This is a genomic window from Haloferax sp. AB510, from assembly GCF_024136985.1.
Taxonomy (GTDB): Archaea; Halobacteriota; Halobacteria; order Halobacteriales; family Haloferacaceae; genus Haloferax.
The window spans coordinates 1-10,083 of record NZ_JAMYJY010000125.1 but is presented as its reverse complement, the minus strand read 5'-3'; the positions used below and the strand labels follow the sequence as shown (position 1 = coordinate 10,083).

The following is a 10,083-nucleotide window of genomic DNA, read 5'->3' as shown; positions in this document are numbered from 1 at the left end:
TCAGAACGCTTCGCGTTCTGATGGGCTGCACGAGAGCTTTGCTCTCGTGAACGTCGCCGTCCGACTCCATGTGCTGCCGATCTTTCGCTCAGAGAGACAGAATCGATTCTCCGGATCCTCGGCGTAGAACGCTCGTTCAAGGCAATCTTTCAGTGGATAAATCGGATGGCCGACAGTATTCCGGGCCCGCCTCGGCTGCGCCGTCGGCGGCCGCGGCCGACGAGACCGCTGTCAAAATCAACGGCGAGTGGTCTTGGCTGTACGATACAATAGACTCCGGCACAACAGTGATTCTCGACGTCGCACTGTTCAAGCGTCATGGAACTAATCCGGCGGCTGCGTTTCTCCATGGAGTCTGTGAGAAACACGACTGTTCAGAGACGGTGTTTCTGGCTGATGCCTTCGGGTATCGGACTGCAATCTCTCGATTAAGGCTGAACGGTCGGGTCGACTACACAGACCGAAACCTGATCGAAAAATGGTTTCACACGTTCAAAATGAGGGTCGACCGTTTCCATAACTCATGGGTGGGCAGTCGGCTGAGCGTCTGCCAATGACTTGCAGTGTTTGTTCATTACTACAAGAATCAGCGACTGCATCAGGCGTTGAATGATCGAACGCCAGCTCAAGAGGTTACATGGACAGTAGTAATTCGTGCAAAAACCATGGAGCAGGGATGTAATGGCGATGGTATCGTGGGTAGGAGAAGTGGTGTTAGTGGCGAGTGGTAAGCTCCTCCATTGTGCAATCTGCAAGCTGAGTGAACCCGACTGTGTCTGGTATCACGTCTACTGTAATACCGTGTTCTTGAATCGCTTGAGCGGTCGGCATCCCAATCGCTCCGATAACCGTCTCTGCAACGCCGCGCTGGAGTGCGGGCACACCGTCTTGCTCAGCGGCAATCTCGCAGAAATGCTCAACTGCCCTTGGTGATGTGAATAGTATTGCATCCAGTTGGCCGTCTGTTGCGAGAGTGACTGAGCTGCCTGCAGCCGTTGGACGATTCAATCGATACAGCTGCGTTTCATGGACATTCGCACCAGCGGCCGTAAGTTCTTGGACCAATACATCGCTGCCGTGTGCACTGCGAGTGATCTCGACAGTTGATCCATTGACCTCAGTAGCGAGTTCGTCGACGAGACAGCAGACGTGAACGTCGACGGCATAATATCTACTACCACGCCGGAGTCTCGTAATGTCGAAGCGGTCTGCTGGCCGACGGCGCATACTGTCGCCTCTCCAGGATGCCAATCCTGATCAACAGCTATCTCAACCCCGGTCTGGCTCGTGAAGACGCAATAGTCTGCCACTGCTGGTGACTCCCCGGTCGGCCGAACCTTGAGCATGGGATCTGCGACCGGCGAAAGTTCATGTGATCGGAAATAATCGCTTGGGTTCGCTGTCTTCACTAACTGGATGACCAGTGAAGAGTCGGCCCCGTCCTAGCTATGGTGCCGTTTCAGCCACGAATTTCGTGATAGTGCGGCTTTCAGCCCGGCGAAGCAATCTACTTGCCGCCGATTTATGAATATCAAATGATGCTGCCAGTTCAGCGAGCGTACAATCTCGGGGCGTATCGTAGTAGCCGCGCTCGACCGCCGCGGAGATGAACTCTCCCTGGTGATCCGTGAGTAGTTCGTTCGAGTCGTACGACTGTGACAACGACAAAATCTGACATGGGATACCAGCCGCCGCTAACTCGTCAACGAACTCCGACAACCGTTCGTGTGAATCCGTCAGATCAACGCTAAAGCCCGTCCCGGAGAATAGGTGGTTCCTGTGGAAGAATCTCTGATTCGAGGTACACTTCGTATGGCTCTGTTACCGAGGATGTGAGGCGGACGAGCAGCATCATCTCATCACGATGGACCACCTCATACGAGCCAACCTCGGAGGTATCCGCTAACCGGCGAACGAGTGGCTCTCCATCCGCTGTCAACATCCCTGCTCTCATCATCCAGTGTAACGGGGTTGCTGACATCATCACCCTCGTAAATTTCGTTCGTGAGGACAGGGCTCTGGCAACGGTACGTGGTTGTGCCCACCTGGTGACTGGTGGTTCCGTCTGTGAGAATGGGCTCGTCATTGACCTCTCAGCGATGACTGGTGTTCGTGTCGACCCCGACGAACAGATAGCGCACGCCGAACCCGGAGCAACCGTGGGTGAATTGTTCCACGAGACGCAGGAGTTCGGGCTGACCACGCCCGCCGGTGGGGCTACCGATACGGGGGTGGCTAGCTCGACACTCGGTGGTGGTATTGACGACATCCGACGCAAACATGGGCTTGGCATCGACGCTCTCCGTTCAGTCACCATTGTCACCGCTGACGGCCAGTTGCGTACTGCGAGTGAGGAGCAAAATGCCTGTTTTGGGCGATTCGCGGTGGTGGGGCGAGCTTTGGAGTCGTCACGTCCTTTGAGTTCGATCTCTACCCTGTGGGTCCCGAGGTCATGGTCGCATATACTTTCTACCCGATCGAACAGGGTGCGGATACTCTGCAGAGCTTTCGAGAATTCACGGCCGATGCTCTCGAGGAGGCATCGGCGATGATATACACACGGTCGTTCCACCAGCATCGGTGTTCCCCGAGGAACGACACGGCGACCCTGCGTTCGTCGTCATCGGTGTGTACACGGGACCAGTAGAAGCCGGCAAAGAAGTGCTTGCACCCCTTCAGGAACTTGATGATCCGATCGTGGATCTCAGCGAACCGATGTCGTTCATCACTCTCCACGAATTGCAAGACGACATCTTCCCAACCGGAAGGGAGTACGATTGGTGGGCGCTATTTGCAGATGAGTTAACTGGAAATAGGCGCTAAGTACCCTTCCTCAAGGAGCAACGCAGGGAGCGAAGCGACCGAGTAGCGCAGTAGGGAGGGGATACAGCGTTCACAAGAGCAGGGCTCTTGTGTGCGGACGAGACGCTTGCGTCTCGTCAACGCCGCACGATTCTCAAACACGTTCACTGCCCGGTCCACAGGCCCACCGCTACCTTTATGTCTATCCATAGTCTATACATCGGTGATGGATAGGTTTGAAATCGAAGGCGAAGAAGTCCTCGACGGGACGGCAAAACCGTCGGGGAATAGTGCCCACGTCATCGTCCCCAAACGATGGCGCGGAGCCGACGTGAAAGTCGTCCGCGTCTCCGAACCCGATTCAGACGAATAGATGCAGTACAACTACAAGTATCGACTTGACCCGTCGAAAGCCCTCACAGAGACGCTTCTGCACCACGTCGATACTTGTAGGCAACTCTACAACCACGTCCTTCACCTGCTCAACAAGACAGACGACAATCCCGCTCGCTACGAGATTCAGGGACGACTCCCCGACCTCAAAACGTGGTGGAGCGACCTCGGAGATGTTCACTCGAAAGTTCTCCAGATGGTCGTCAAGCGCATCTACGACAACCTCTCCACGCTTAAAGCGCAGAAGGAGAACGGACGTGCTGTGGGGATGCTCAAGTGGAAACCCCCTCGGGAGTATCGCTCGCTCACCTACAACCAGTCCGGCTTCAAGCTCAAGAATACGAGTGGTCGGCCCGTGTTGTGGTTGAGCAAAATCGGTGAGATTCCGATTCACCTCCACCGAGACATTCCCGAGAACGCGACCATCAAACAGGTCACGGTCAAACAAGAACCCACGGGCGAGTGGTTCGCCACGTTCGGTATTGACGTGGATGAAGCCACGCCCGAGAAACCGGAGACTCCCGAGCGAGTCGTTGGAATCGACGTGGGGATTCTCAAGTACGCCCACGATACTGACGGGTACGCCATCGAGAGTCCCGACTTCAGCGACGAGCGCGAACGGTTGGAACGCGCTCAACGCAACCTCTCACGGAAGGAACACGGGTCTGCGAATTGGGAGAAACAACGCCGAGTGGTGGCCGAACGCCACGCCGACCTGAAGCGGAAGCGACGGGACTTCCTTCACAAGTTGTCGAACTATTACGCCACCGAGTACGACTTGGTGGCCGTCGAGGACTTGGACGCAAAGGGCTTGGTCGAACTGCCGGGCAACTCACGGAATCGAGCAGGTTCGGCATGGGGAACGTTTCTGCGGATGCTCGAATACAAGTGCGACCGAGAGGGAACGCACTTCATGGCGGTTGACCCGAAAGACACGACGAAAGAGTGCGCCGCCTGTGGAGTCAAGACGGACAAGCCGCTGTGGGTCCGTGAACACTCCTGTCCTGCCTGCGGGTTTGAGGCGGACAGGGACGCGAACGCGGCGTGGAATATTCTTTCTCGCGGTCTCGAAGATGTAGGAGTGGGATACTCCGAATCAACGCCTGTGGAGACTGCGCTTCCTGTGGATACTTTGGTGTCTGCAAAGCGCGTCGTTGAAACAGGAAGCCCCATCCTCAAGGAGCGAACGGCGTCAGCCGTGAGCGAGTAGGGTGGGGTAGTTCACGCGATACTCTCATCGAGCGGTTGCTAGACTGGGGGAGCAAGGGGTCGCCATTGTCGAGTATTGGGGTGTAGCATCTCGATGGCGCAATGGTGCGTGTGGCCTCTGACGAGACGGCATTTCCGTGGCGTGATTCATCGTTCATGATAAGTATCGAAGCAGCCTGAGAAGATTTGGACCCGAAAACGGCACAGGAAACCACCGCATGGGCGCGTCAGGCGCGCAAGGATCTCGTAAAAGCGGATGCGTCACAGGATAGCCTCTACGTCGGATGGGCCAATGCCGACAAAACGGGCGAGGAACTAGCACGGGCGGCATACGGTGAGAACTACGACCGCCTCGTCGAAATAAAGTACAAGTACGATCCAGCGGGGCTGTTTCGGCTCGACCAACGCCTCGATCTCACGGACGGATAGTGGAACGGGGAGCACAATGTCTCGAACCTGGCCCGAATCGGCCGACTGCGTCCCGGTCGAGACACCACCAGTACAGGACACCATCCGATGACAAACACCCGCCGTGACAGGTCACGCATGGCTTCTTCGGAGGAGACAGCGGAGCAGCCCCGTGTGATTGCGTCACGGGGCAGTCGAACAGCACGCGAGTGCCACCCGCGCACTCAGCGAAGCGCTGACAGGAGCAGAGAACGCAGGGGCAGCGATAGATCTCTTCGATCTCGCCGAGTTGACACTGCCACTGTACAATCCGGATCGCCCGGAACCGCAGGGCGGGGTCGCCGTTGTGCGCCGGATCGCACGGGCCGATGCCGTGGTGCTTGCCACTTCGGTTCGGTACGACTCGTACTCGGCCCAACTGAAGACCGCGCTGGAGTATCGTGGACCCGAGTAATTCGACAGCAAACCCGTCGGCTTGCTTGGTGTGACTGAGGAATCGGAACCCGATCTTGCATTAGAGCATCTCCGAACGGTTTGTACGACACTCAACGCCTGGGTACTCCCAATGCAGGTATCAATCACTGCGGCAGGGGAACACGACGAGCTACCCGTTGACTCCGTGAACGCACTCAAGACGCTGGGCCAGCAGGTCGTAGACCGGGTAGTTCACGGGACGAAAGGGAGTGGCGAGGACATATGAACTATCCGTAAACTGGCCCGCACTGTGCAATGACGAGATTCGTCCCAGCGGTCACGATATCGTCACCGGATACTGGAACGTGCCTGGCTGCCTCGCTGCCGACGAGCGACAAGAACAACTATAATGTCTGCGGTGATCATTTCGATTCTTGTGTAATATTACCGGTCGCCTCACAGAATATCCCCTCCATTGCGATGATATCTGCCTTTTGAACGATCTCGGCTTCGATTGTCTGTGGAGCAACACTAGACTGTGGGGTATGCGAGAGCGCGATATGCTGAATATGAACCGGAATTTCAGCCTTCTGCAGTAGGTAAATACACATATGTGGGTGTTCAAGTAAGGTTCGGTACTCCGACAGCGAATCACCGCTGTACTCGAAAAACTTACTAATATCGTGTACTAGCGCACCTGCAATGAGATGATCCCGGTTCAGTGGAATATCTCGCAGGTCTACAAGTTGATCGGCGAGTGCAATAGCCATCAGTGTAACATCACGGGTATGTTTGATGAACCCCTGTTCACCGACAGTCTCTGTGTGGTGAGGTGCCCATGGGACAGCAGTGAACGTATCAAACTCACCCTCTTCTAAGCCGATTCTGAAACTTTGCTGTACCTTTTCACGGAGTTGGTTGTCCGCGATTTCCTCTATCTCTGGTAGTACAGCAGCTAAATCACCGGTCATGCCAGATAGTTAGTGGTAATCCGTATTATATCTTCTCTCTTGTGCCCCCCTCACCAGTTTTGAAGCACTGCTAATTTCTTTATGAAATAATCGACATCATCGTATAACCCGGATACTGCTCCTCGTAGTGCAGGGTGGTCGATAAAAGCAGTGCAGAATATTTTCGGTGAGACGATGTTAGGAACTTTCGCTGTCGCTGCTTCTGATGCCTGCTATCGCCCGTTTCAAGAGTCTTTTCAGATGAGTAGAATTTGATGAGAGAAGCGTGAACACGATCATCGCGGTGAGTACTATCGCGATTATCGAAGAGAAAAATATCATCAGTGGTCCGCCATCTACAACTTGAAGTGATCGAAGGAAGTTTCGTTCGACGGTCTGGCCAAGAACAGCACCAAGTACCAGTGCAATAATCGAGTACTCATTCTTGACGAGGTAGTAGCCAAGGACACCCATTACCAGTACCGTGATGATATCGACCCAGTTGTTCCGTAGCGTTAACGCTCCAAGGGTCGAGAGGACGACAATGATTGGGATAATGTAATCGGTGTCGATTTTCGTGAGGATCTTGAGTCTGGTGATGAGAAGTAACCCCAAACTGAGGATCATGAGACTTCCAATTAGCAAGGTAAGAAATAGTGTATAGGTTAGGTGGAGCTGTGGGCCAAATAGGTCCGGTCCAGGACGAATGCCGTGCATCAATAGGCCGCCGAGGAGAACGGCTGTCGCCCCGCTTCCGGGGATTCCGAATGAGAGAGTCGGAATAAGCGCACCCGCGACAGTAGCGTTGTTCGACGCTTCGGGTGCGAGAACTCCCTCGATTGCACCTTTCCCGAATTCGACCGCAGGGTGACTCCGTACTGCTTCGGAATATGCGACGAAGTTCGAGACTGATGCGCCTGATCCTGGAATCGAACCGATACCGAGCCCGATGAGACTTGACTTGAGAACTAGTAACGGGTGCTTTTTCACTTCGCTGAAGCCGATATACTTGTTCCCGGTCATCTCAACACCGTCTTCGGATATCGATCCAGACTCTTCTGCTAACTTTATCATCTCCGTGATAGCGAACAAGCCGATCAGAACTGCGATGAACGAAATCCCATCGTACAGCGCCACAAGCCCGAACGTATACCGGGTCGCGCCAGTATACGAGACACCGATGCTAGTAATGAGGACACCCACTGCACCGGACAGTATCCCTTTTAGCATCGATCCGCGTGAGACAATGGAAATGAGTACAAGGCCAAGTAATGCGACGAGGAAGTACTCCGGCGAGCCAAAGAGGAGGACAACCGGGACTAAGACCGGTGTGAGCAACAAGAGAACGAGGCCGGAGATTAGCCCACCAATAGATGATGAAACCGCAGAGACAGAGAGGGCAGTGAGACTGTTGCCTTGTTTTGACAGCTCGTAGCCGTCGAATGTCGTTGCTGCAGATCCCGCAGCTCCAGGCGCGTTCAACAGGATGGCTGGAATACTACTGCCGTACATTGCCCCGTTGAAGATAGCGATAAGGAAGATTATCCCGTTGACGGAGTCAAATAGCAATGTGAACGGGAGCACGAGAACCATTCCAATAGATGGTCCAATTCCTGGGAGTGAACCAACGAAGATACCGACAATGATCCCGCCGAGGATAAACAGTAGCGTTTGCACTGTGAGGACCTCAGCGAGCCCCTGCATGAACGCTTCAAGTGCCATAGACCATCACCTGAAGCAGGATTCCTTCGTCGATCGATAGATTAAGTATGTTCATGAAGCTGTAAGCGATTGCAAACGATAGGAGTACGAGGAACCCGATTACCACCGGACGTTGCCGCGTCCATAGCGTGTACGCGAAGACGAACAGGGGTGTCGCCCAGAGTAGTCCTACAAGATACCCTACCACCAGATAGAGTACTATCAGTACTACCAGCGCGTACCTTGACTGTGCGTTTGCCTCTTGTCCGGAATCGTCCTGCTCGTACTGTTCGGTTCCAAGTAGCGAACCGTCACCGGTCTCAGTTGGTGTTCCCGGTATCAGCATTTGGATGACTGATTCTGGGAGTAGTATCGTGGTGATAAGAATCATCGACGTCAGAATGATGATCAGCGACGAGAGTCTGGGGAATATCGCGTCTCGATGCGGATAGTCAAACGACTTGATAAACGCCCAACTCGCGATGGAGAGAAATCCGAATAACAGAATGAGATTGCTATCTAACTTCTCTTTCACGGTTGTTTCTATGTTACTCATGGGGTAGGGCTTGTTTGTCGTCGTCCAGTTTAATTGCGATCTGGTTGTGGCCACCCGTCAATCGATTCCACTCCGAGGATGGTTGGGAGGATCTTCATCGAGTCGACGAGGAGGCCTTCGAGTTCATCTGGTTTAATATTGGTCGTAGGATTGCCTGTTTCCTCGGCCCACGATTGGACGCTTTCGGCCTTAATCGCTTCACTGACAGCGGTGGAGATGGTTTGAGCCTTCTCTTGGCTTGTTCCTGGTGACATCCACAGACAGCGCGTATTCTGTCCGATGGTGTCCATATTGTTATATCCGAGGTCGACCACGGTTGGTATATCGGGGAATACCGGGCTCCCTTGACTAGAGAACGAGACAAGCGGAGTAAAGTTGCTACCGTCGTAGGCGGCCGCCAACGGTGTTGCAGCCGTAATACCGACGTCGACTTCACCGCTTGTGACCGCCCGGCCGACTTCTGCGCCTGAATCATACGGAACCGTCTCGAAATCGCTATCCTCAATGGGATACTCGTCAAACGTAACCAGCGCACTCATGACCATATCGCCGCCGCTTCCCGGCCCGACAGTTGAAACAGTATTGATCGAATCCGTCTGAATCATCTCGATGAACTCTTCGAAATTCTGTGCCTTGTCCGGTTGACCAATCAAGACGTTTGCATTGTAGCCGTATCCATATACAGGCACAATATCTGGGAGCTGTCCGGCCCATGGTGGACGGGTCTGTAGAATCGCGCTTGGCATGATGGCCAAGTTATTTGCAAGAAGCGTGTACTCGTCTCCATTCGTAATGGCCTCACCGGTTCCTCGTGCGCCACCTGCACCAGTCATGTTCTCAACGACTACGTTTACTCCGAGTTGGTCAGATAATGGGGAAGCAACCTGCCGTGCGTACGTATCTGTCCCACCTCCTTCTCCGTAAGGGACGATGATGGTCAGATCTTCTTGTGGGTAACTTCCATTGCCACTTCCGCCATTGCCTGCACAACCTGACAGACCCAACATACCTGCGGCACTTGCTGCTTTTAGGAACGACCTTCGACTAGGCATACAATAAATCGTTATGTTTTGAGGGTATATATAATCTTCGATATATGGGTTGGTGAGAGTGGGACACAGTCTATCCGGTTCTCTCTCAGATTCTTGTTTGTCTACTGTTGGCCCGGCCTCAGTACAATATTATCTCAACAAGTGCGGTGTCTCATCTTTAATTCGTTCGCCTGAAGATTCAGCGGTCTCGCCACTTTCGTCACTTCCCTCGTTCGGGAAGAAGTTGGAGCTTAGCTAGCAGAGGCTGAAAATAGATCCCATCAAATGGAACTTTATATATTATATACTATATTTGCTAGATTTTTCTACACTAATATTACTAATACAGAATTGAATATTGCGCAGTGGGGAATTTTATATGTGTAGCCTCAAATAGAGGGGTATGGTAAGCAGCGATAAATTCGAGGCTGTGAAAACAACGGAAACAACACTCCGAACCATTGCGGCATTGCTAGACATGGAGAGCGCTCGGATAGAGGAACTCTCCGCTGAATTAGACATTGCCCCTAGTACAGTACATCGGCACCTACAGACCCTACGAAAACATGGTTACGTGATCAACGACGGAGGATCATACCGCTTAGGGCTACAATTTCTG

9 protein-coding genes and 1 pseudogene are annotated in these 10,083 nt (G+C 53.5%); 6 read left to right on the top strand and 4 right to left on the bottom strand.

Annotated features, from left to right (window positions below):
* The 5 genes and pseudogenes from NKF06_RS18000 to NKF06_RS17980 all read left to right on the top strand — a co-directional run.
* Nucleotides 1–635: pseudogene (locus NKF06_RS18000) on the top strand (IS6 family transposase); the annotation flags it as partial.
* A 1,945-nt stretch (nucleotides 636–2,580) separates the two neighbouring features.
* Entirely contained in the window at nucleotides 2,581–2,823 is a 243-nt protein-coding gene (locus NKF06_RS17995) for a hypothetical protein (RefSeq protein WP_253246197.1), read from the top strand.
* Between the two features lie 202 nt (nucleotides 2,824–3,025).
* The gene (locus NKF06_RS17990; RefSeq protein WP_152417768.1) at nucleotides 3,026–3,175 is read left to right on the top strand and encodes a DUF2080 family transposase-associated protein; all 150 of its coding nucleotides are present in this window, start codon (nucleotides 3,026–3,028) and stop codon (nucleotides 3,173–3,175) included.
* Nucleotides 3,176–4,405, top strand: a complete 1,230-nt coding sequence (locus NKF06_RS17985) for a transposase (protein ID WP_253246196.1) — start codon at nucleotides 3,176–3,178, stop codon at nucleotides 4,403–4,405.
* A gap of 185 nt (nucleotides 4,406–4,590) precedes the next feature.
* A complete protein-coding gene (locus tag NKF06_RS17980; RefSeq protein ID WP_253246195.1) occupies nucleotides 4,591–4,833 on the top strand; it encodes a BBE domain-containing protein in 243 nt (80 codons plus the stop codon).
* A gap of 815 nt (nucleotides 4,834–5,648) precedes the next feature.
* Here NKF06_RS17980 and NKF06_RS17975 read toward each other — a convergent pair.
* The 4 genes from NKF06_RS17975 to NKF06_RS17960 form a co-directional block, all read right to left on the bottom strand.
* On the bottom strand, nucleotides 5,649–6,197 hold the full coding sequence (locus tag NKF06_RS17975) for an HD domain-containing protein (RefSeq protein WP_253246194.1): 549 nt from the start codon (nucleotides 6,195–6,197) through the stop codon (nucleotides 5,649–5,651).
* A 177-nt stretch (nucleotides 6,198–6,374) separates the two neighbouring features.
* Nucleotides 6,375–7,898, bottom strand: a complete 1,524-nt coding sequence (locus tag NKF06_RS17970; RefSeq protein WP_253246193.1) for a tripartite tricarboxylate transporter permease — start codon at nucleotides 7,896–7,898, stop codon at nucleotides 6,375–6,377.
* Entirely contained in the window at nucleotides 7,888–8,433 is a 546-nt protein-coding gene (locus NKF06_RS17965; RefSeq protein WP_253246192.1) for a tripartite tricarboxylate transporter TctB family protein, read from the bottom strand. Before NKF06_RS17965 ends, NKF06_RS17970 begins: the two co-directional genes overlap by 11 nt.
* Nucleotides 8,434–8,462: 29 nt before the next feature.
* Nucleotides 8,463–9,440, bottom strand: a complete 978-nt coding sequence (locus NKF06_RS17960) for a tripartite tricarboxylate transporter substrate-binding protein (protein ID WP_253246191.1) — start codon at nucleotides 9,438–9,440, stop codon at nucleotides 8,463–8,465.
* Nucleotides 9,441–9,867: 427 nt separating this feature from the next.
* Here NKF06_RS17960 and NKF06_RS17955 point away from each other — a divergent pair.
* Nucleotides 9,868–10,083, top strand: a 216-nt coding sequence (locus NKF06_RS17955; RefSeq protein ID WP_253246190.1) for a helix-turn-helix domain-containing protein, incomplete at its 3' end; no start/stop codon positions are given.